This window comes from Rhizobium sp. CFBP 8762 (assembly GCF_014841565.1).
In the GTDB taxonomy this organism is placed as follows: Bacteria; Pseudomonadota; Alphaproteobacteria; order Rhizobiales; family Rhizobiaceae; genus CFBP-8762.
Genome location: NZ_JACYUD010000002.1, coordinates 274,606 through 293,780, shown reverse-complemented (window position 1 = coordinate 293,780; position 19,175 = coordinate 274,606). Strand labels below are relative to the sequence as shown.

Genomic DNA, 19,175 nt, shown 5'->3' with positions numbered 1-19,175 from the left:
AATTACGGCCCGCGTACTTTTTAAACTCCGGTGGGGGTTGTCAATGACTTGCTGTGGAATTTAGGGACAATTATTACGGAAATCAGCCGCCACGAAGCCCAATAATTTCAATTGGCTGTACACGCCCGCCTGCGTCAAGTTCAACGGTTTCGCCGGGTTCTGCGCCGTCTAGTGCCTTGGCCAGGGGTGCGGTCCACGCAATACGGTTTTGCGAGGGATCGGCCTCATCTTCGCCCACGATTTGAAGCTCCATCCGCTTACCAGCGCGCTTGATGGTAACGAATGTGCCGAACCCGACGGAGGTAGGGTGCGCATCGGGCGTCAGCACTTGCATGGTGGCATGGCGGGCCGCCCAGTAGCGCTGATCGCGTTTCAGGGACGGATCGGGGTTGACCGCCAGTTGAGCCTCAAGGCTCGCCAATGTCCGGGTGATCTGTTCTGCACCGGAAGGAGTGACGAGATTGGGGGCGGCGCTGATGGGCCGCTCCAGTGGAGGCGGCTCGGGCGCATCGTCAATTTCCTTTGTGAAAGCTCTGCTCATGGTCATCCAACGCGTCTGAAAGCGTTTGGTTCGTCACTTGGGACAATCAAAGGGAACAAATGGGCTGTCTCACCCATTTTCTGTTCTAAAGGAGAACAGCTATGACCGAGGAAATCAAAAAGACATCGACTGTGGAAGAAATCCACAAGGACGCGCAGGGCCAACTGGCGCAGTCCCAGGAGGGCCGCACCAATGATGGTGTCAACAGTGCCAAGCCGACCGTTGTGACCGGAGGCGAGGATGCAACATTCCACAAGACCCAGCCGGGCAAAAAGCGCGTGGAAGAGTGGAGCGTCAACTACGACGAAAACGAGGGAAAGCATGATGACTGACCCGAACCCCAAACCCGATATCATTCCCCCGATCGGCCCCTCCGATACAGGCATCGATCCAGACCCGCGAATCGAGGATGGAATCACACCTCCATTCGATGACCCGGACGGTGATGTTGCGCCGGTGGATGACCCGGTGCGCGATACAGTGGGCGACCCCGTTGACAACGACATTCCAACCCGCCCGCCGGTCGAGGATATCCCGGTGGAAGACGTTTAAAGTATTTTCACTTTTGACGGACCCAAAAGCGACCTGACCCGTTTTGACGCCGAGGCTGTTTAAAAGCCTCGGCTTTTTTATGAGGTTCTGGGAAACGTCTTCCGGACCGCAGACAGGAAAAATACATGGATAATGATCAGACATTTTCGCCATCCCGCCGGCAGGTTATTGGTGGACTGGGCACCGGTCTCGCAGCCGCTGTTGCCGCCCCGGCCTTCGCGCAGAGTTCCGGCGGAGCGGCTTCGGCAGAGACGGCACCGGTCGAACTTAAAGACCCGACCAAGCTTTATCCGCAGCCTCCGTTCAACAAGCAGCCACAGGAGGCCCCTGGTCTTGCGTCCAAGATGGACCCGCTGCCCGACCACGGCGAAAAAAGCTATAAGGGTTCCGGCAAGCTTGCTGGCCGCAAGGCGCTGATTACCGGTGGCGACAGCGGTATCGGCCGCGCAGCAGCCATCGCCTATGCCCGTGAAGGTGCTGATGTTGCCATCAACTATCTGCCGTTTGAAGAAGAAGATGCCAAGCAGGTGATCGAACTGATCAAGGCTGAAGGCCGCAAGGCTATCGCCATCCCCGGCGACCTGAAAGACGCGGCATTTTGCGCCGAACTGGTGGAAAAGGCCGTACAGGAACTCGGCGGACTCGATATTCTCGTGAACAATGCCGGTCGCCAGACCGCGACGGCTTCGCTGGAAGAACTGACCGAAGAGCAGTTCGATAAAACCTTCAAGGTCAATGTTTATGCGCCTTATCGCATCACGAAGGCGGCGCTCAAGCATTTGAAGCCGGGATCAGCCATTATCATTACCGCCTCCGTTCAGGCCTATGATCCGTCGGAAAACCTGTTTGACTACGCGCAGACCAAAGCAGCAAACGTGGCGTTTGCCAAGTCCCTGGCAAAGCAGCTTGGCCCCAAGGGCATTCGTGTCAACGCCGTTGCACCTGGCCCATACTGGACACCGTTGCAGCCAAGTGGCGGCCAGACGCAGGAAGCGTTGACAGAATTTGGCAAGAAAACGCCGCTTGGTCGCCCCGGCCAGCCAGCGGAAATTGCCAATATCTACGTGACGCTTGCGTCCAGCGAAGCCAGCTACACGACCGGTCAGGTCTACGGCTCGGCTGGTGGCTCCGGCAACCCGTAACTGGTCTGAAGTCCAACACCCCGGCAGCCCTCGCAGCCGGGGTTTTTTTCAAAAAGGATGCCCGCCATGTCCGATGATCACGATACCGTCAGCCGTCGCAACGTCTTGAAACTGGGAACGCTCGGCGCCGCCGGGTTTGCACTTACCGGTCGCGCGTCTGCGCAAGGACTGCCCCCGCCAAGCTCGGTCGATATCGGACGTGTGGAAAACAACAAGGTTGTTTTCGATCCGTGGCGCTCGCCTGCCGATGCGCCGTCCGCACCGCCACCGGCACCGCTGGCGCCGGAAGAGCGGGTCGGGTTTGCTGTGGTTGGGCTTGGGCGCCTGAGCCTTGAGGAAATTCTGCCGGCCTTTGGCGAGACCAAAAAGGCGAAGGTCGTGGCGCTGGTGTCCGGCACGCCGGACAAGTTGAAAACGGTTGCCAAACAATATGGTATCGCCGAAAACGCCTGTTACGATTACGAGGGGTTCGACACGACTGTTGATAATCCCGATATCAAGGTGGTTTATATCGTTCTGCCCAACGGCCTGCACCGCGAGTATGTGGAGCGGGCGGCAAAGGCCGGTAAGCATGTGCTGTGTGAAAAGCCGATGGCGGTCAACGCGCCGGAAGCGCAGGCCATGGTGGACGCTTGCGCCAGCGCCAATGTCAAGCTGATGATCGCGTACCGCATTCAATACGAGGCCTATAACCAGCGGCTGATGGAACTGACGCGCTCCGGCACATTTGGCCGAGCAGTGGGCATGAGCGCGACCAACGTGCAGACGGTTGCTGAAAACGGGGCCGAGCAATGGCGTCATAAGAAGGCGCTGGCAGGTGGCGGTTCGCTGCCTGATATTGGGTTGTACTGCCTGAACACCGCACGTTTCCTCACGGGTGAAGAGCCGAGCGAAGTCTACGCAACAATCTACAGCCCGCCAAACGATCCCCGTTATGCGGAAGTGGAAGAAACCGTGTCCTTCATGCTGCGCTTTCCTTCTAATTTCATTGCCAATTGTTTCACCAGCTACGGCGCACGCGATGACAAGCATCAACGCCTGAATTTTGAAAAAGCGTCGGTGGACATGCCCAATGCCTATCTCTATCAAGGCCAGTCCATGACGATCACGCAGCGGCAGGGGGACGATACGGGCGAAACGAAACTGGTGCTGACCGCACCCAACCAGTTCGCCAGCGAAATCGACCATATGGCAGACTGTGTGCTGAAAAATCTGAAGCCACGTACGCCCGGCGAGGAAGGCGTTCAGGACCACAAGATCATGGATGCGATTTACAAATCCGCCGAGACAGGTCAGCCGGTCAAGCTGGACAGAATTGAGGGACGCGACGTGTTTCGTGGTCCACCGCCGGAGAAGGCAGGTTAGACGCCGCCGTCAGGGTTGATGGATTAAAACACCGACGTCTTTGCGCGACCGGCTTCATTCTCGAGCAATTTGACCAGAAGGCGAGGGTCGTAGGGTTTTAGCAGACGATGGTTTGCTTGATGCTGGCTTGGAAAGACGTCGGAATCATAACCCGATGCAAAGATATACGGAATGTTTTTCGCCAGAAGAGCATCGGCAAGCGGAAAAACAAGATCGCCATTCAGGTGCACATCGAGAACTGCCGCATCTACCTTGTCGCCTGACATCAGCGATGACTGCGCTGCGCTCACTGTCGCAAACGGCCCAACCACAGTTGCTCCTGCATTGACCAGCGCATCCACCGTATCCAAGGCTATGAGATACTCGTCCTCGACGACCATAATGACCAGACCCGATAAGGTCATGTGGATGTCTCCGGATACTGTTGCGGCAGTGCGATGACGATGGTGCACCGCACGCCATCTGCAGCTATTTCATATTGTGTCTTGGCGCCGAGTTGGTAGGGAAGTGCCTGCTCGATTAGTTCCCGACCAAAGCCGCTGTTGGCCGGCGGCGGCGTGCCGGGGGTGAGATTCATGCCAGTTTCGGCCCATACCAGCTTCATGCTCCGCCCGCTGTCATCGGAAATATCCTCCCAACCGACGGATAGCTGCCCTTCGTCACTGGCCAGCGCACCATATTTCAGGGCATTGGTCGCAAGCTCATGAATTGCCAGCGCCAATGTCCGCACCATGGAGGGTTTAAGCGGTATTTCCGGGCCATTTACGACGATGCGTTTGCCGTCATGCGCCGCATTCAGGGCGCTCAGTTCCATTTTGATCAACCCGCCGATGGTAATCGGCTCGCCATCAAAGGACGATAAAAGGTTTTGGACCCGAGACAGTGCACTCAGGCGATCATTGAAATTCTCGCGGAATTCGTCCAGCGAACCGCTGGTTTTGACCGTCTGTCCGGCAATGGACCGCACAACCGCCAGAAGATTGCGGGTGCGATGCTGAAGCTCGGCAATCAGCACGCGCTGGTTCGCTTCCGCATTGGTCAGGCTCGTAACATCGATGAAGGAAATGACGACACCATCGGTCTCCTCCAGCATGCTTTTGTAAGGCGCCAGCTTCATCAGAAAATGGCTGTGATCCTCAGCGCTGACAATCTGCCGTTCCAGAGTCTTGCCTGTGTTGAACACCACATCGATATCGTCGCGAAGCGACGGCAGATGCAACTTGCTGGACAGGTCCGTAATCGGCCGACCCCGGTCACTGTCCAGCAGATTGAAGATCGTGCTGACGGCCGGGGTGAAGGTGCGGATAACCAGTTCCCGATCCAGAAAGATTGTCGCCACCTTGGTGCTGTGGAACAGATTGCGCAGGTCGCCATTGGCGTGGTCAAGCGCTTCAACCTTACCGGACAGTTCCTGATTGATGGTCTGCAATTCTTCGTTCAGGGACTGCAACTCCTCTTTTGAGGCTTCCAGTTCCTCGTTGGTGGATTGCAATTCCTCGTTCAGCGACACCAGTTCCTCGTTGGAGGTCTTCAGTTCCTCCAGTGCAGTTTCGTATTCCTCCACAAGCGATTGCAGGCGTTCGCGCGTGTCGCGCAGTTCGTTTTCAAGATGAAGCGTGGCGCTGTTCGCCGAGTCGTAATGGGGTGTCAGGGATTCCTGACGACTGATCGTCGGCCCTTCATCGGTAAACAAGACGAGGTAGAGCGGCTCCTCGCTGTGCCCATCCCGGAATATCTCTGCTGTAATGGTGACCATTTGCACGCGCGCGTCGTCACCATCAACTGCCACATGAGGGCGTACCGTACGCTCGCCGGTTTCCACCGTCAGGCGGAAGGCAGCCCCAAGTTCCAGCCGAAGGCCCCGGCGAGCCATAGTAACCAACTGGCGGTTCGGCACGCCAGCCGAAGGCTCAAGATACTTTCCCGTGCGGGCAGAGTAGAACACGATGTTTCCCTGACGATCCACGATGACGTGGGCGGGCGAGAACCGTTCCAGAATACGGTTTTCAACCGCATTGCGGAAGGCAATGCTGCCCCCCTGTTTTTTCTGCACGGACAATGCCGTCTCTAGTGTCGAACGGGTATCCGACAGCATTGCAGGCAAACGGGTTTTGGGAACATCCTCCCGCCGTCTGAATATGCGGGATTTGCGTTCCAGCGGTACAAACAGCTCTCCGAAATGCGTCACATTTTCTGCCGTGCCCAGAAAAAGGAAACTGTCCGGCTTCAGGGCGTAATGAAACAGGGGAATGACTCGGCTTTGAATCTCGTTGCCAAAATAGATCAGTAAATTGCGGCAGGAGACGAGATCAATGCGGGAAAACGGCGGATCCTTGATGATGCTGTGCGGCGAAAAAATGCAGAGATCGCGTACCTCTTTCTTAATGACAAAACTGCCATTGTCAGACGTGAAGAACTGGCTGCGCCGTTCTGGCGATACATTGTCCAGCAGCGCCTCCGGATATCGTGCGGCGCGGGCAACCGACAGCGCGTTGTCATCAATATCGGTTGCGAAGATCTGCACGCGTGGCTTCGCGTCAACTGTTTTCATGTGCTCCTGCATCAGCATCGCGAGCGAATACACTTCTTCTCCCGTTGCGCAGCCGGGCACCCATATGCGGATGGTATCCTCGGTCGTCTTGTTCTCAAACAGCTTGGGAACGACAAGTTTTGCCAGCTTTTCAAACGCATCCGCGTCCCGGAAAAAGTTTGTTACGTTGATCAGCAGATCGCGAAACAGCGACACCACTTCCTTCGGGTTTTGATGCAGATGCGCGATATAGACCTCGATAGAGGCATGTTGGGTGACCTGCATCCGGCGCGCTATACGGCGCAAAAAAGTTTTGGCTTTGTACCCGGAAAAGTCGTGGCCGAGTTGTTCAAGAATAATGTTGCAGATCTCGGTGCGCGCGCTGTTCAGCGCTGCGCGTTGTTCTTCATGATCCAAGCTGCTGGCAAGTTGATCGAGTGTGCCAATATCGCGTAACAAAGCTGCAATCTTGTTGCCCATGTCTGTAACGGGAATTGCGAAATCAATGACGCCCGTGGCAATGGCTGTTTGCGGCATGCTGGGCTGGTCCGGCCCATGCTCGTCATAGGTTTGGGCAAAGGTAATTCCTCCGCGCTCCTTGATGCTTTTGGTGCCGAGTGTTCCATCACCATCTCCGCCCGACAGGACAATTGAGATAGCATACTCGCCACAATCCTGAGCAAGCGAACTTAAGAAAACATCGATTGGTTTGCGGCTGCGCACCCGAAGATCAACCGGTGCGATTTTGAGAATGCGGCGTTCTATCGTCAACACCGCATTTGGGGGCATGACATAGACTTGGTTTACCTCCACGGCCATATTATGCTTGGCGACAACGATGGGAAGGCTGGTGTAGCGCTCAAGAACTTCGTGAAGTGCGCTTTCACGAGTCGGGTTCAAATGCGTTACGACAACAAAGGCGACATCCGGGGAGGGGCCTATACCGCGAAACAAGCCTTCAAGGGCGTGGATGCCGCCTGCGGATGCCCCAACTCCAATGATAGGAAAGGGTTTTAAAGTAAGGTCCACGAGGACTCCTTGCGCACAGCGACTTCAATGGTATACCCCGGAAACGCTAAGCTGGTGCACCGTTTCCAGCATATCCAGCAGCGATTGTTCCAGTGATACAGTTTCCTCGAAACAATCGAGTTCGTTCAAGGCCTTGCACAAGGCTTGCTCGACCAGCCGATCCGATCCTGCAGTATCATGCGTGAGCGTATAGGCGCGTTGCCGTAGACACATGATGAGGGATTTCATGTCAATTTCTTTCGCCACGGCAGTCTGAGGGCGATCAACGAAAATTGGCGTTTCATTGACTGTCTTGATGGCTTGAGACAAAGCCGCCTTGAGGTCCGACCAGTTGGCGGGTTTCAACAGGTGCGGCACCGTTTGAAAAATCTCTGGGATTTCGATCTCCATCTGTCCGGTATAGAAGACAAAAGGAATATTCCGACGTGTCAGTTCCAGCGCTACTTTGAACGAGTGCGTACTCCCCAGCCGCACATCCAGAATAGCACCGGCAAGAGCATCGGACGATGACAAGGCATAAAGGGCGGCATCAACAGAGGGGACGGGACCAAGCACCCGCTCTCCATTGCGCACCGCATTTTCCGCCAGATCAATGGCGACGAGGTACTCGTCTTCTACAATGAGTATAGGGCTTTTTCTGTTCAGGCTCGGATTCTTCATGGCGCTCTCCCAAGCAGTATCGCGAGACACTGCTTACACCTCGATTTCTAGTTCACCTGTCTGGTTTTTCTGGCTGTTTTGCGCGCGGCGCGTTTTTCCGCAAGTGCCTTTTCCAGCTCCGCAGCCAGCTCAACAATGCGCAGCGGAGGGGGGCTGTCCTCGAAAGGCATGTCGTCGAGGTCAAACTCGATCGGCGATAGCGATAGGTTGTGGTTCAAGACCGTGCTCCAATACCATGGTAGCCGGAGTTTCACCGGGTCGAATTATACGCTGCTGTCTCGTAATGCGTGCACCAAATCCAGACGTCCGCGGTTCACGCGACTTTTCAACGTACCCAATGCGCAGTTAATTGCAAGCGCTGCTTCTTCGTAGGACGTGCCATCGGCAATCAGCAGGATTGCATCCCGGCGTTCCTCAGCGATGAGATTCAGGGCTGCCAACACTTCCCGGCCACGCACTGCTATCTCCTGCGTCGGCTCCACGGCGGTCTCTACCAGCGATACGCAGTCCGCGCTTCCGACGGGCTCGCGCTGGCTTTTGCTGTAGGTCGTGAAGAACACATTCCGCATGATGCGGAACAACCACGATTTCAACTGCGTGCCCGGTTGGAACTGATGGATGCTGCCCAAGGCTCGCAGAAGTGTTTCCTGCACGAGATCGTCAGCCTGTGGTCCTCGGCGCTCGAAACGCACTGCGAATGCTCGCAGTGTCGGGATAAGCTCTACGATCTGCTTTTCGGTAGATTGTGTATCAGATGCGACGCTTGAAACGGGACTGAGCATGAAACACTCCATTTCATAGCTAAGTGCCACGACGCGATTAGGTTCCTATGATTTGAATCTTTTTTGCTCATCTAATAGTTAGTGAACATAAAGTGTCCTTTTTAGCGAGAGTGTGCGAGAGATTAGCGCGAATAGCTCCGCCGGAACGCAGGTGTAATATTACTTAAATTTATGGGAACCATTCGAAGGGCAGACGGTTTGTCACGCTGAAAAGGATACAGCCATGAAAAATTCCCTGATCGCGCTTGGCTTGATGCTGGCGCTCACCTCATGCAATACCACGGGCAGCGCTGAGGTGGAACCCATTCCCGGCTCCATCACTTACGGCGGGCAACCGCGCACGAAGCTGACGAAATCGCCGGTGGGAAGCATTGTACAGCATCAGTTCACCACGCAGCAGGGATTTCAGGTCGAGGAGAGCTACGTGCTTCAGCCGGATCGCAGCTTAAAACTCACCAGCCGCCGGTATTTGCAAGATACCCCATCTGGCCGCTACTGATCTGAACCGGAAGATCGATGATGGACGATGCCCTGCTATTGCTAAAGGGTCGACGTATTCTGGTCGTGGAAGATGAGTATTTCATAGCCGATGAAGCCCGCCGTTTACTGGAGCAATGCGGAGCAGAGGTTGTCGGTCCAGCACCAACGGTTCGCCGGGGAATGGAGCTGCTGGAGGAGGGTGGCCTTGATGCTGCGATCCTGGACGTGAACATCGACGGCGAAATGGTCTTCCCCATAGCCGACCGGCTGGATGAGATGGGAATTCCCTTCGTTTTTGCCACCGGCTACGAGAGTTCCCAATTGCCAAAGAAGTACGCCGGCTTTGTTCTGTGCGAGAAACCCAGTGAGTTGGCGGTCATTGCCCGCGCCTTGTTCGGTAACACGCCCAGAGCGAACTGAAGATGGTGCTCAACGGCGTAACGCTCCCGCCACTGATTGCCGGCAGGCCAGAGCCGCTGGTCCGAGGGCCAGCAGGGAAGCCGCGACAATCAGCCCGATGACCATCCGCATATCCGATCCGATGAACGCGACAGGCATCGTGACACCGCTTTCGGCTTTCAGCAGATGGGATATCAGCCGCGCAATCGCATAACCCAGGCCCATGCCCAAAGCTGCCCCCAGCGTTGTGAGGATCAGCAATTGGCTCCACACGATGATAAACAGGCTGGTGCGGGGCGCGCCGAAGGCTCGGAGCGCCGCAATCTGGCTGCGCTTTTGTCCGACATGAATCACGGCTACAAGCGCAATTGCTGCACCGACAAGAATTTGTGAGCCAATGGCGACGGCGCTGAGCAATGCACGGGCGTCCCCCAACGTGGCGTAAAGGCGGGTCAAAACCTCAGCCGGGAAAATGGCGGTTGTGCTGGCGGTGCGATATTCCTGCCGCAGGCGGTATGCATCACCGATTGATTTTGGTTTGACGATGATGGCAGGAACGCCCGGCGTATCTGCCGTCCATGGTTCACCAATGGAAACAGTTTCGTTTTGCTCGCCGTGGTGGGGGTCAAGGTTCAACCCATGCGCTCCCTCCATACCGTGAACATGCCAGACTCCTTCGATCGGAACCAATATAGCCTTATCCCAAGGGCTGCCGGTTTCCGCCGCACGGCCCACGACGGTATAGGTCGCGTCTGCGTGCACATGCCCGCCTTCATGGGCCAGTCCGTGCATGGGAGTTACGATATCGCCGAGCGCCATCTCAACCTTTGCGCCGATGACGGCTTCCGTGCGCTTTGAAAACATACGGCCGTCCGTCAGTGTTTTTTTACCGCCTTGAAGCACCAGATCCGACGTGGTGCCGACAATGGGGATCTGCCCGTAAAAGTCGCCGAATCCAACGGGCGCGGCCCAAGCGACACGGGGGTCCTGAGACAGCGTGTGGAGAACACTGCCGCTGACGAGTGGCAGTGCTGATGGTTGCAAAAACACGGACGCCAGCACAATCTGCGTTTCACTGCCGGGAGCGGCGACCACGAGATCGAACGCGTCCGCCGCCCGTGCGCTGCCAAGGCGCAATGCGCGCTCCTGCAAGGTGACAGCGATGCCAAGTGCCGCAGCACAGGCAACCAGCAGCACGATGACCAGCGACCCGGCCCAGAGACGTTTGAGGTCAGCGACGATAAAGCGGATCATGCGGCATATTCCGGTGTAGCGGTCTCGGTAATCTTTCCTCGCGAGAGGCGGATGCGGCGCTCCATACGGCTGACAAGTTGTGCATCATGGCTGACGACGAGCAGGGTCGCGGCTTCCTCCCGTGCCAGTTCGATGAGCAGATCGCCAACGGCAAGCCCGCTGGCTTCGTCAAGGCTTGCGGTTGGCTCGTCTGCAATCAGAATTTTGGGTTTTGTCACCAGTGCCCGTGCCACCGCCACGCGCTGCATTTCGCCGCGTGACATGGTTTGAACGGGCTGATCAGCGCGGGCGAGACCGACACGTTTCAACAGGTGTTCAGCGCGCTTGCGATGCTCAACCCGGAAGCGGACGCGGCCAAGGCGCACCGGTAACAACACGTTTTCCAGCGCTGACAGGCCGGAAAACAAATAAAAGTCCTGCAACACCAAGCCGATATTGGCGGCGCGCCAGCGCTCGCGTGCAGTTTCTGACAACGTGCAAAGGTCCACATCATCCCACAGTACCTTACCATCACTGGCGCGTTCCAGCCCGCTGATGATGTTAACAAGGCTGCTTTTGCCGGAGCCCGATGCGCCGGTGATCGCAATATGGCTTCCGGCATCCAGACGCAGCTTGCTGATATCCAGAACCGGGTCTGCCAGTCCGGCATAGCACAGTTTGACGCTGGACAAGGTCAGGTCGGACATGGGTGTCAGGCTTTCTGGAAGGTGGCGTCACGAATGCGCAGCAGGCTGACGAAACCGGTTTCGGGGTCGGTCCACGAGCCAAATTCGAGTGTTCCGGTTGTCAGAATGGGAATGCTCGGCGGAGCAAATGTTGTCTTGTCTTCCATGTAGACCACAACGATATTGCTTGGCCAGTCGGCATCAGAGGAGCAAAACGGACAAATCGCCATAGGGATTTCCGTAAGAACGAAGAAATTTGCCTCCGCCTTCAAGGGCGGTGCCATGAACCCCTGCATGGACACGGTTTGCCCGACCAACTGTTTGACTTTGGGGGAAATTTCGAGGCCGAGAACACCGATCTTTGAGTAGAGTTCGGGAAAGGAAAGGTCTGCCTTGGCAAAGGCGCGATGACCCGCGAACACGGCGGGTGAGACAAACGCTGCCTGCACAACTCCGCGAAGAAAGGTACGACGCAACATGCTGCTCACTCCTTGGCAAGGCGAAGCAGGCGGTGCACCGAAGCCACCGCCTGCTTGCGATCCTGGTTCTGTCTTAGCGGTTCGCACCGAGCGCGAAGACGTCCGCTACGACGCGGTAAACATCGCTCTGCTCCATGTAACCCTTGAACTGCTCGGAGCCGGGGCCGGTGGCCTGCAACACCACGTCATCGACCGCATGAACACCTGTGTCGTTGTCAAGCGGCAGATTGCCGGTGCGCAGCACCGCGCCGGGAACATCCTTGTAAGCTTCGTTGGCGACGTATTCCTTCTTCTCGTTCTGCACAGCTGGAATGAAGGGATTGTCCAGTTTCGGCCCAAAGGTCTCGTAATAGTCCGGGAAGTTGGATGAGAAGAGCGCGAGTGGACGGCTGACGTCAACGCTATCGGGATAGCCATCGCCGTTTTCATCCTTGTAGTTCGGAAAGCCTGCGTCTGCGTACACTGCCAGCTTTTCGCGGCCGACGAGCGTGGGGTCTTCGCGGTTGAACGTTCCGACGAGCGACACACCATGGGTATGGTCGCCTGTCACCACGATCAGGGTATCCGGGTTGTTCTTCTGGAACTCCAAGGCCATGCCAACAACACGGTCGAATTCGATCGTGTCGAAGACTGCGCGTTCCCAGTCCAGTGGATGCGACTGCTTGTCGATGTTGGCAGCCTCGACCATCAGGAAAAAGCCTTCCGGTTTTTTGGACAAAACGTCGAGCGCCGACTTGGTCATGACCTCCAGCCCGGGCTGCTCGGGGAATTTTGAGACACTGCCCTTTTTCAGCTGCGTGCGATCAAGGGCGGTATCAAGGTTGCCGGTGTGGAACAGGCCGAGAAGCTTGCCATCGGCCGCAGCCGCTTCGGCTGCTGCTTTTTCCAGTTCCGTCACCGTTGTCGCCAGGGTATAGCCGTCGGTTTTCGCCTGCGCGATCAGGTCCTTATCGTCCTTACGCTTGGAACCGGGAGTTGCCTGCGGCAGATAGTAAGCGGAGCCTCCACCCAGCACGACCTCTGGTTTCAAAGCCATCATCTGCTCGGCAATGATGGCCTTGTCGGCCCGTTTACGGGTGTGAGCGACAACGGATGCAGGGGTAGCATCCTGAAGTTCGGACGTGGTCACGATACCGACAGCGCGGTTGCCAGTGCGGCGTAGCGCCTCCGTGATGTTCTCCACGCGCGGATCGTCAAGGCTGTCTTTTGTACGGTCGCCGTAGACACCGATGGCGTTGATTGCGCTTTTATGGCCAGTCATATAGGCAGACGCCGTGTTGGCGCTATCGGTGGCGATGGAGCCCGTTGACGATGTGCCGATGAACGCCATGCGGTCTAGGCTGTCCATGTTCAAATGGCCGTTTGCCTTGCCTTCCGTCATGCCCTTTGCCATCAAACGGGCGGCGGTACGGTGTGCAACCGACAGGCCGTCGCCGATAAGGAAGATGACATTCTTCGCCTTGGGTGCGCCGTCCGTTTTATAAACGTCCCACGTCACTGTTTTCGTCTGGTCGCCAGCGCTGGCTTCAATCTTATAGGCACCAGATTTGGAAAGGACGGCATCGCGAATGGTTATGGCGGAGGCCTCTACGTCGCCATCCTTTTCGGCAAAGGTGAAGTCCTTTCCTAAGACGGACTTGTAGTCCTCTCCATTCACAAGAATCTTGACGTCTTCGGCTTTCACGGTGCCATCGAACTCGATTTTGAAATCGAAAGGGGATCCCGCCAGAATCGTTGCGCGGTCGAGAGGGTAGATAGTGTCTGCAAACGCGACGCTGGAAGCGCACGCCATCATGGCTGCTAGAACGAGTGAGCGCACGGTATATCTCCGCTGTAGGACTTCAGGATACAGCGCAATAAAGCGCCGTTACAGCGCTCATAACCACCTTCCATGACAATCCCATGAAACGACCGCAAACAAGACCGCAGCGTATATCTACAATGCGTGATATATGCCGGGTTGTACGTCGTTTTTGCCGGTTTTAGAGCCATTTTGCTCCAAATCCGTGCGGAAACGCGGCAGGCTGGAGGGATAGTCGCTCTGGATAAAGCCAATCAGTTTTTCGCGAATCTCGCAGCGTAGGTCAAATGCCTTGCCGGCATTGGGCGCGGACGCCAAAATGCGAATTTCCATCGTCTGCTCGCGGAAATCCGTGACGGCAACGTTGATAACCTGCCGGTCCCAAATGCGGGACTGGGCGACGATTTCCTCGACTTTTTTGCGCACGGCGTCCACCGGTACGGTGTAATCCAGATAGATCATCACCGTACCGATCAGCGAGGCGCTTTCGCGGGTCCAGTTCTGAAACGGATGTTCGATAAAGTAACTCAACGGAAGAATCAGCCGTCGCCAGTCCCATATTTTGACGACCACGTAGGTTGAGGTAATTTCTTCGACATTACCCCATTCGCCTTCTACCAGCAGCGCATCGTCAATGCGGATGGGCTGGGTGATGGCCAGTTGAATGCCTGCAAATACGTTTTTCAGCACCGGCTGCAAGGCCAGACCCAGCACGATACCGGCCACACCGGCCGAGGCCAGAAGGCTCACGCCGTACTGGCGGACCGCATCGAAGCTCATGAGCGAGGTTGCGACCGCCATGCCGATGATGAGAAACCCGGCCGTGCGCTCCATGATGCGCGACTGGGTGACGTGTTTGCGCGCCAGCAGATTGTCTTCCGCATCCAGCTTGTAGCGGCGGAGATAAACCGTGGTCCAGATATGAAGCGCAGTCTTGGCCATCCAAGCGAGAACGATGATGAAGGCAATCAGAAGCAGGTGACGAACCACCATCGTCTGTGTGACTGTCAGCGGCGAAATCGTTACGGCGAAGGCGCTGGCTGTAACGAGAAACAAAAGCCGCAAAGGCTTTTCCGTCCGGGCGACGAGGGAGCGCCAGAACAGATCACGGCTCGCAACAATGCGGGTAAGCCCGTTGAAAATCAGCCGGTGGGCGGCAAAGCCGATGGCCAGCATCGTGCCGATGATCAAAAGGCTCAGAACCCAGTCAGGCATCCAGGTGGCGCGGGCTTCGATTTCGTCTATGACATTATGCATTCCATGGGAGCTAGGGTGCGGTGCAACAAGGAAAAGGCCGTTCTGGCATTTATTTGCGCCTGCCTTGCTCGCGCCCACTTCATGAAGCACGTGAATTTCCTCAATCGCAGCGCTTGCGCTTGGCCCCGCTCTCTGGCTTTTGAGCGCACTGGCAGCCACGGCCTGATTCGCTGGCTGCGATATTGACGATAGCCGCGGCCAACTGCCCGAGGAGAAGAGGCATGATAGATTTGAGAAAACCCGAAATCTCGGAAATGCGCCCGAAGATCACGGTCATTGGCGTTGGCGGTGGTGGCGGCAATGCCGTCAACAATATGATTGCGGAAAATTTGCGGGGCGCGGAGTTCATCGCTGCCAATACGGATGCGCAGGCGCTGGCCATGTCCAAGGCCCCCCGGCTCATTCAGCTTGGGACAGCGGTAACGCAGGGCCTTGGCGCAGGTTCTCTGCCCGATATCGGTCGCGCAGCGGCGGAAGAGTCCATTGATGAAATCATGGATCATCTGGCCGATACGCATATGTGCTTCGTCACCGCGGGCATGGGCGGCGGTACGGGTACGGGTGCAGCCCCGGTGATTGCGGCGGCTGCGCGCAAGGCCGGTATTCTGACTGTAGGCGTTGTCACCAAGCCTTTTACCTTTGAAGGCAAGCGGCGAATGCAGACGGCGGATGCCGGTATCGAGCGTCTTCGCGAAGCCACCGATACCGTTATCGTCATTCCCAACCAGAATCTGTTTCGCATCGCCGACGCGAAGACCACATTCGCCGATGCATTCGTGATCGCCGACCACGTGTTGTTTGCAGGCGTTGGCTGCATCACCGACCTCATCGTCAAGGAAGGCTTGATCAATCTGGACTTTGCCGATGTGAAATCGGTGATGAAGGACATGGGACGCGCCATGATGGGCACCGGTGAAGCATCCGGCGAAGGTCGCGCCATGAAGGCAGCGGAAGCCGCAATCGCCAATCCGCTGCTGGATGAAGCATCCATGCGCGGTGCCAAGGGCGTGCTGGTCTCCATTTCCGGCGGTATGGACATGACCTTGTTTGAAGTGGACGAAGCTGCCAGCCGTATTCGCGATGAAGTGTATGAAGACGCCAATATTGTTGTCGGTGCAATCTTTGATCAGGAACTGGCTGGAAAATTCCGCGTATCGGTGGTGGCAACGGGTCTGGATGGCCCCGGTGTGGCACCACAATTAAGCCGCGCAATCTAAAGACAAGGCCGGTTTTTACCGGCCTTTTTCGATAGTGCTGGAGCATCTTTAGTAAACGTGCGTAGCGGTTTACATCCGGAAATGCGTAAAGGCTTTAGTCCTCAGCGCGCGCGAAAGCGATCAAATGCCGTCAGTCGTCGCAGGGGCGGTTCGGCGTCGTCCCACTGGTACACGTCCTTGCGCAAATAGGTCAGTTCTGCGTCCAGATCGTCTTCGGAAAGTTCGATCCACCAGGACTTAGGGCTTCCGTCACTGCCGTCCGACCAGCGATAACCGCGCGCCTTTAAATGGTCCTTCATCCCGAACGGGCTGTTTTCAGCAAACAGACGGATGCGGGTGCGGGACGAGGCTTCCAGCAGTTCCCGAAAGGGCGTGCGTTCGCCTTCATCCAGAGGACGTGCCAGCACTTCCAGCAGGGCATGGCAATCGTCAGTGGCGCGGTGACCATCGTGGAATAGGCCGGACTGGCCAACGAGATAGCCGAGCTTGTTGCCTTCGAAACCATGGTCGGCCCAGCGGATTTCCGATACCGAGCAGGCCCACGCCTTGTTGGCAAAAGCTGGTGACAGCTTTTCACAAAACGGGCGATCAAACCCGGCGTTGTGGGCGATGATCAGGTCCGCAGGGCCGATCATGGCCTCCAGATGCGCCAGATCGAAACGCTGACCCGCGACCATCTCATCGGTGATACCAGTCAGCCGGGTGATTTCCGGCGGGATGGGAATGGAAGGCTGCGACAGCGCGCTGTAGACGCCGACAACATTGCCGATCTGCCCGGCGTCATCATAGCAAAAAGCCACTGCGCCGATCTCGATGACTTCATCACGGCTGTGCTGCAAGCCGGTGGTTTCCGTGTCCACCAAAACCGCCAGCCGGGGATGCGTGTCCGCGGTATGCTCCGCGAGCGGACGCGGGCTCAACTTGCGCAACACGCGGTACTGGCCGCTGTCTTCCAGCTTCTGCGCCATCGTCTCGGGGTCATCATAGGCTGTCGTTTTGACACCGCGACTGCGCCGCACGGGCGCAACACGCGCCGACACGCGGTAGCCGGGGTCGGCATCAAACAGATCGAACTGGCTGGTTGCTTGTTTCAAAACCTAAATCCCGGGCAAAGACCGATTTTCCCAAGGACAGGCGCCCACGTCAACCCGCAAGCGGCTTTATCCCGTGTTAGATACCCTTGCCCGAAAGCGTCGCCGCCGTCTGAACCAGCGCGAGATGGGTAAGCCCCTGCGGCATGTTGCCGAGAAAGGCCCCGGTTTTTGGATCGGCCATCTCGGAATAGGTGCCGGAGCCCCGGTCCAGCGCGTCCACAATGGCCTGAAAATCATCCTCCGATTCCTGGGTATGTCCGAGGAGAGCCTTGGCTTCCGCCACCCAGAACGTGCAGGCGAGAAAGCAGCCTTCCTCCTTGTCCACGCCGCTGTAGCGGTAATGGTAGGGGCCGGATTTCAACTCGCGATCAATGGCGCGAATGGTGGATTCCAGCCGTTCCTTGCCATCGAAGCCAAAACGCACCGCCAGAGCCATAGAGGCATCCAACGTATCGCTGCCGGCATAGAAGCTGAAGGCCTGCAGCTTTTCCGACCAGCAATGGGTTTCAATCCATTCGGCAATACGGTCTCGCGTGCGCGCCCAGCGGTCCCGGCACGTGGTGGGCAGGTGGTTGCCATCGGCCAGTTCCACCGCCCGTGCCAGCGCCTGCCACGTGCTGACCTTGGACATGGTGTAGTGTTCAGCTTTCGGAAGCTCCCATATGCCGTGGTCCTTCTGCATCCAACGGTCGGCGCACTGGTCGGCAAGGCGGGAGAGAACCTCAGCACTGCGCGCATCCAGAATATTCCCAGCAGCTACGAACCGGGCTGCGGTCTCGAAAATATCGCCGTAAATACCGTGCTGGTGCTGGTCGCCAGCCGCATTGCCCACCTGTACCGGCTGTGAGCCGGCATAGCCGGGCACATCGATTTCGCTGGTTTCTGGAACCAGTTCACCCATAAGCGTATAGCAGACCTTTGCGCCGTGTTCATCCAGACGGCGGATCAACCACGTGAAGGCGGCTTTCGCTTCGGCCTGCGCCCCAACGCGCAAAAAAGCCTTGATCGTGTATGACGCATCGCGCACCCAGGCGTAGCGGTAATCGTAGTTCTTCTCCCCGCCAATTCGCTCGGGCAGGGATGTAGTAGCCGCTGCGGCGATAGCGCCGGAGGGCGAAAACAGCAGCAGCTTGAGGGCCAGCGCGCTGCGCATGACCAGATCGTGATGCTTGCCCTCGTACTGTACCCGCTCCACCCATTGCCGCCATTCAAAATCAGTGAGATCGAGGCGGTTGTCGATTTGCTCGATGGGCGAGACGGTGAGCGGTTCATCCTCTCCCGCAACAATGGCCACGGTTTCCCGCTGTCCGGCCTTGAGGGGTATGCTGCCGCTGATTTCGCCATCGGTTTCGGTATCGATCACCACCCCATCGGTGGTGCGCAACATGCCCAGAACCCTGTCGGCATGGAATACCGTGCCGTGCTGGTTGGGCGTGATATAGGGGCAGATGGTATCGGCGCGGGTACCGAAGGTCAGTTTCAGCGTGAAGGTGACCTCGCCCTCAAGGCCCTCCAGACGTCGGGCCAGTTCGCACCAGGGCAGGCGGCCCGCCGGTCCACTGGTGATAGCCTCCGTTAGCTTCGCCTTGCCGCTGGCAGTGGTAAACACCGTTTCATGCACGTTGCTGCCATCGCGGTAGCCGCGCTCGGTGGTGAAGGGCTCGGTTGGCGTAAGGGCGAAATAGCCGCCGTTGTCAGCCGAAAGCAGCCTGTCGAACAAAGGCTGGCTGTCCATATGCGGCACGCACCACCAGTCCACCGAGCCATCCGCCGAAACAATGGCCGCCGTGCGGCCATCTCCCAGCGTAATATAGCTGTCCAGAGGCATGGCACCGCCATTGTCCTGTCTCTGCGGCATGGGCCCGCTACGCGGGTAAGGCTTTAACGTGGTGTGATAGTCGGTCGGCGGTGAAACAGGGCGGTTCATC

The 19,175-nt window shown here is 57.2% G+C and carries 20 protein-coding genes; 7 read left to right on the top strand and 13 right to left on the bottom strand.

Translation table 11 applies throughout. The features are described from left to right. Positions 1-82: 82 nt before the first annotated feature. Complete coding sequence (locus tag IFT84_RS06570) at positions 83-541, bottom strand: GreA/GreB family elongation factor (RefSeq protein ID WP_192117865.1); 459 nt, start codon at positions 539-541, stop codon at positions 83-85. 101 nt (positions 542-642) lie between these two features. Between IFT84_RS06570 and IFT84_RS06565 the strand changes: the two genes are divergently transcribed. From IFT84_RS06565 to IFT84_RS06550, 4 genes are all read left to right on the top strand, one after another. Further along, entirely contained in the window at positions 643-873 is a 231-nt protein-coding gene (locus tag IFT84_RS06565; protein WP_192117864.1) for a hypothetical protein, read from the top strand. Continuing rightward, complete coding sequence (locus IFT84_RS06560) at positions 866-1,093, top strand: hypothetical protein (RefSeq protein ID WP_192117863.1); 228 nt, start codon at positions 866-868, stop codon at positions 1,091-1,093. The genes IFT84_RS06565 and IFT84_RS06560 overlap by 8 nt, the downstream gene beginning before the upstream one ends. Positions 1,094-1,218: 125 nt before the next feature. Then, entirely contained in the window at positions 1,219-2,235 is a 1,017-nt protein-coding gene (locus IFT84_RS06555; protein WP_192117862.1) for an SDR family oxidoreductase, read from the top strand. A gap of 66 nt (positions 2,236-2,301) precedes the next feature. After that, positions 2,302-3,600: a Gfo/Idh/MocA family protein gene (locus IFT84_RS06550; RefSeq protein ID WP_192117861.1), complete on the top strand. Its 1,299-nt coding sequence runs from the start codon at positions 2,302-2,304 to the stop codon at positions 3,598-3,600. A gap of 23 nt (positions 3,601-3,623) precedes the next feature. Here the strand turns inward: IFT84_RS06550 and IFT84_RS06545 are convergent, their stop codons facing one another. From IFT84_RS06545 to IFT84_RS06525, 5 genes are read right to left on the bottom strand one after another with little or no spacing between them, the layout of a single operon-like run. Beyond that, positions 3,624-4,004 (bottom strand): response regulator, encoded by a 381-nt coding sequence (locus tag IFT84_RS06545; protein WP_192117860.1) that lies wholly within the window; start codon positions 4,002-4,004, stop codon positions 3,624-3,626. Further along, positions 4,001-7,159, bottom strand: a complete 3,159-nt coding sequence (locus tag IFT84_RS21685; RefSeq protein WP_192117859.1) for a CheR family methyltransferase — start codon at positions 7,157-7,159, stop codon at positions 4,001-4,003. Before IFT84_RS21685 ends, IFT84_RS06545 begins: the two co-directional genes overlap by 4 nt. Positions 7,160-7,183: 24 nt before the next feature. Then, positions 7,184-7,819 carry a hypothetical protein gene (locus IFT84_RS06535; RefSeq protein WP_192117858.1) on the bottom strand — a complete coding sequence of 212 codons (636 nt, stop codon included), beginning with the start codon at positions 7,817-7,819 and terminating at the stop codon, positions 7,184-7,186. Between the two features lie 47 nt (positions 7,820-7,866). Beyond that, on the bottom strand, positions 7,867-8,037 hold the full coding sequence (locus tag IFT84_RS06530; protein WP_192117857.1) for a hypothetical protein: 171 nt from the start codon (positions 8,035-8,037) through the stop codon (positions 7,867-7,869). Positions 8,038-8,082: 45 nt separating this feature from the next. Then, a complete protein-coding gene (locus tag IFT84_RS06525) occupies positions 8,083-8,601 on the bottom strand; it encodes a sigma-70 family RNA polymerase sigma factor (RefSeq protein WP_192117856.1) in 519 nt (172 codons plus the stop codon). Between the two features lie 223 nt (positions 8,602-8,824). Here IFT84_RS06525 and IFT84_RS06520 point away from each other — a divergent pair, with 223 nt between their 5' ends. After that, the gene (locus IFT84_RS06520; protein ID WP_192117855.1) at positions 8,825-9,100 is read left to right on the top strand and encodes a hypothetical protein; all 276 of its coding nucleotides are present in this window, start codon (positions 8,825-8,827) and stop codon (positions 9,098-9,100) included. Between the two features lie 17 nt (positions 9,101-9,117). Beyond that, entirely contained in the window at positions 9,118-9,501 is a 384-nt protein-coding gene (locus IFT84_RS06515; protein WP_192117854.1) for a response regulator, read from the top strand. A gap of 9 nt (positions 9,502-9,510) precedes the next feature. Here the strand turns inward: IFT84_RS06515 and IFT84_RS06510 are convergent, their stop codons facing one another. The 5 genes from IFT84_RS06510 to IFT84_RS06490 form a co-directional block, all read right to left on the bottom strand. Next, entirely contained in the window at positions 9,511-10,734 is a 1,224-nt protein-coding gene (locus IFT84_RS06510) for an FtsX-like permease family protein (protein WP_192117853.1), read from the bottom strand. After that, entirely contained in the window at positions 10,731-11,420 is a 690-nt protein-coding gene (locus tag IFT84_RS06505; RefSeq protein ID WP_192117852.1) for an ABC transporter ATP-binding protein, read from the bottom strand. Before IFT84_RS06505 ends, IFT84_RS06510 begins: the two co-directional genes overlap by 4 nt. A gap of 5 nt (positions 11,421-11,425) precedes the next feature. Further along, on the bottom strand, positions 11,426-11,878 hold the full coding sequence (locus IFT84_RS06500) for a hypothetical protein (RefSeq protein ID WP_192117851.1): 453 nt from the start codon (positions 11,876-11,878) through the stop codon (positions 11,426-11,428). A 73-nt stretch (positions 11,879-11,951) separates the two neighbouring features. Continuing rightward, the gene (locus IFT84_RS06495; protein ID WP_192118322.1) at positions 11,952-13,673 is read right to left on the bottom strand and encodes an alkaline phosphatase; all 1,722 of its coding nucleotides are present in this window, start codon (positions 13,671-13,673) and stop codon (positions 11,952-11,954) included. A gap of 141 nt (positions 13,674-13,814) precedes the next feature. Next, a complete protein-coding gene (locus IFT84_RS06490; RefSeq protein WP_192117850.1) occupies positions 13,815-14,936 on the bottom strand; it encodes a mechanosensitive ion channel family protein in 1,122 nt (373 codons plus the stop codon). Positions 14,937-15,157: 221 nt separating this feature from the next. On the opposite strand from IFT84_RS06490, the gene ftsZ reads away from it, so the two are divergent. Continuing rightward, a complete protein-coding gene (ftsZ, locus tag IFT84_RS06485; protein WP_192117849.1) occupies positions 15,158-16,153 on the top strand; it encodes a cell division protein FtsZ in 996 nt (331 codons plus the stop codon). A gap of 101 nt (positions 16,154-16,254) precedes the next feature. Here the strand turns inward: ftsZ and IFT84_RS06480 are convergent, their stop codons facing one another. Further along, the gene (locus tag IFT84_RS06480; RefSeq protein WP_192117848.1) at positions 16,255-17,247 is read right to left on the bottom strand and encodes a 3'-5' exonuclease; all 993 of its coding nucleotides are present in this window, start codon (positions 17,245-17,247) and stop codon (positions 16,255-16,257) included. 76 nt (positions 17,248-17,323) lie between these two features. Beyond that, a complete protein-coding gene (locus IFT84_RS06475; RefSeq protein WP_197975466.1) occupies positions 17,324-19,174 on the bottom strand; it encodes a glycoside hydrolase family 15 protein in 1,851 nt (616 codons plus the stop codon). Between the last annotated feature and the right edge of the window lies 1 nt (position 19,175).

Excerpts from the sequence above, each read along its gene's own strand:
- IFT84_RS06570 (WP_192117865.1), bottom strand. The coding sequence starts at position 541 with ATGAGCAGAGCTTTCACAAAGGAAATTGACGATGCGCCCGAGCCGCCT.
- IFT84_RS06565 (WP_192117864.1), top strand. The coding sequence starts at position 643 with ATGACCGAGGAAATCAAAAAGACATCGACTGTGGAAGAAATCCACAAG.
- IFT84_RS06560 (WP_192117863.1), top strand. The coding sequence starts at position 866 with ATGACTGACCCGAACCCCAAACCCGATATCATTCCCCCGATCGGCCCC.
- IFT84_RS06555 (WP_192117862.1), top strand. The coding sequence starts at position 1,219 with ATGGATAATGATCAGACATTTTCGCCATCCCGCCGGCAGGTTATTGGT.
- IFT84_RS06550 (WP_192117861.1), top strand. The coding sequence starts at position 2,302 with ATGTCCGATGATCACGATACCGTCAGCCGTCGCAACGTCTTGAAACTG.
- IFT84_RS06545 (WP_192117860.1), bottom strand. The coding sequence starts at position 4,004 with ATGACCTTATCGGGTCTGGTCATTATGGTCGTCGAGGACGAGTATCTC.
- IFT84_RS06535 (WP_192117858.1), bottom strand. The coding sequence starts at position 7,819 with ATGAAGAATCCGAGCCTGAACAGAAAAAGCCCTATACTCATTGTAGAA.
- IFT84_RS06525 (WP_192117856.1), bottom strand. The coding sequence starts at position 8,601 with ATGCTCAGTCCCGTTTCAAGCGTCGCATCTGATACACAATCTACCGAA.
- IFT84_RS06520 (WP_192117855.1), top strand. The coding sequence starts at position 8,825 with ATGAAAAATTCCCTGATCGCGCTTGGCTTGATGCTGGCGCTCACCTCA.
- IFT84_RS06515 (WP_192117854.1), top strand. The coding sequence starts at position 9,118 with ATGATGGACGATGCCCTGCTATTGCTAAAGGGTCGACGTATTCTGGTC.
- IFT84_RS06510 (WP_192117853.1), bottom strand. The coding sequence starts at position 10,734 with ATGATCCGCTTTATCGTCGCTGACCTCAAACGTCTCTGGGCCGGGTCG.
- IFT84_RS06505 (WP_192117852.1), bottom strand. The coding sequence starts at position 11,420 with ATGTCCGACCTGACCTTGTCCAGCGTCAAACTGTGCTATGCCGGACTG.
- IFT84_RS06500 (WP_192117851.1), bottom strand. The coding sequence starts at position 11,878 with ATGTTGCGTCGTACCTTTCTTCGCGGAGTTGTGCAGGCAGCGTTTGTC.
- IFT84_RS06495 (WP_192118322.1), bottom strand. The coding sequence starts at position 13,673 with ATGATGGCGTGCGCTTCCAGCGTCGCGTTTGCAGACACTATCTACCCT.
- IFT84_RS06490 (WP_192117850.1), bottom strand. The coding sequence starts at position 14,936 with ATGCATAATGTCATAGACGAAATCGAAGCCCGCGCCACCTGGATGCCT.
- ftsZ (WP_192117849.1), top strand. The coding sequence starts at position 15,158 with ATGATAGATTTGAGAAAACCCGAAATCTCGGAAATGCGCCCGAAGATC.
- IFT84_RS06475 (WP_197975466.1), bottom strand. The coding sequence starts at position 19,174 with ATGAACCGCCCTGTTTCACCGCCGACCGACTATCACACCACGTTAAAG.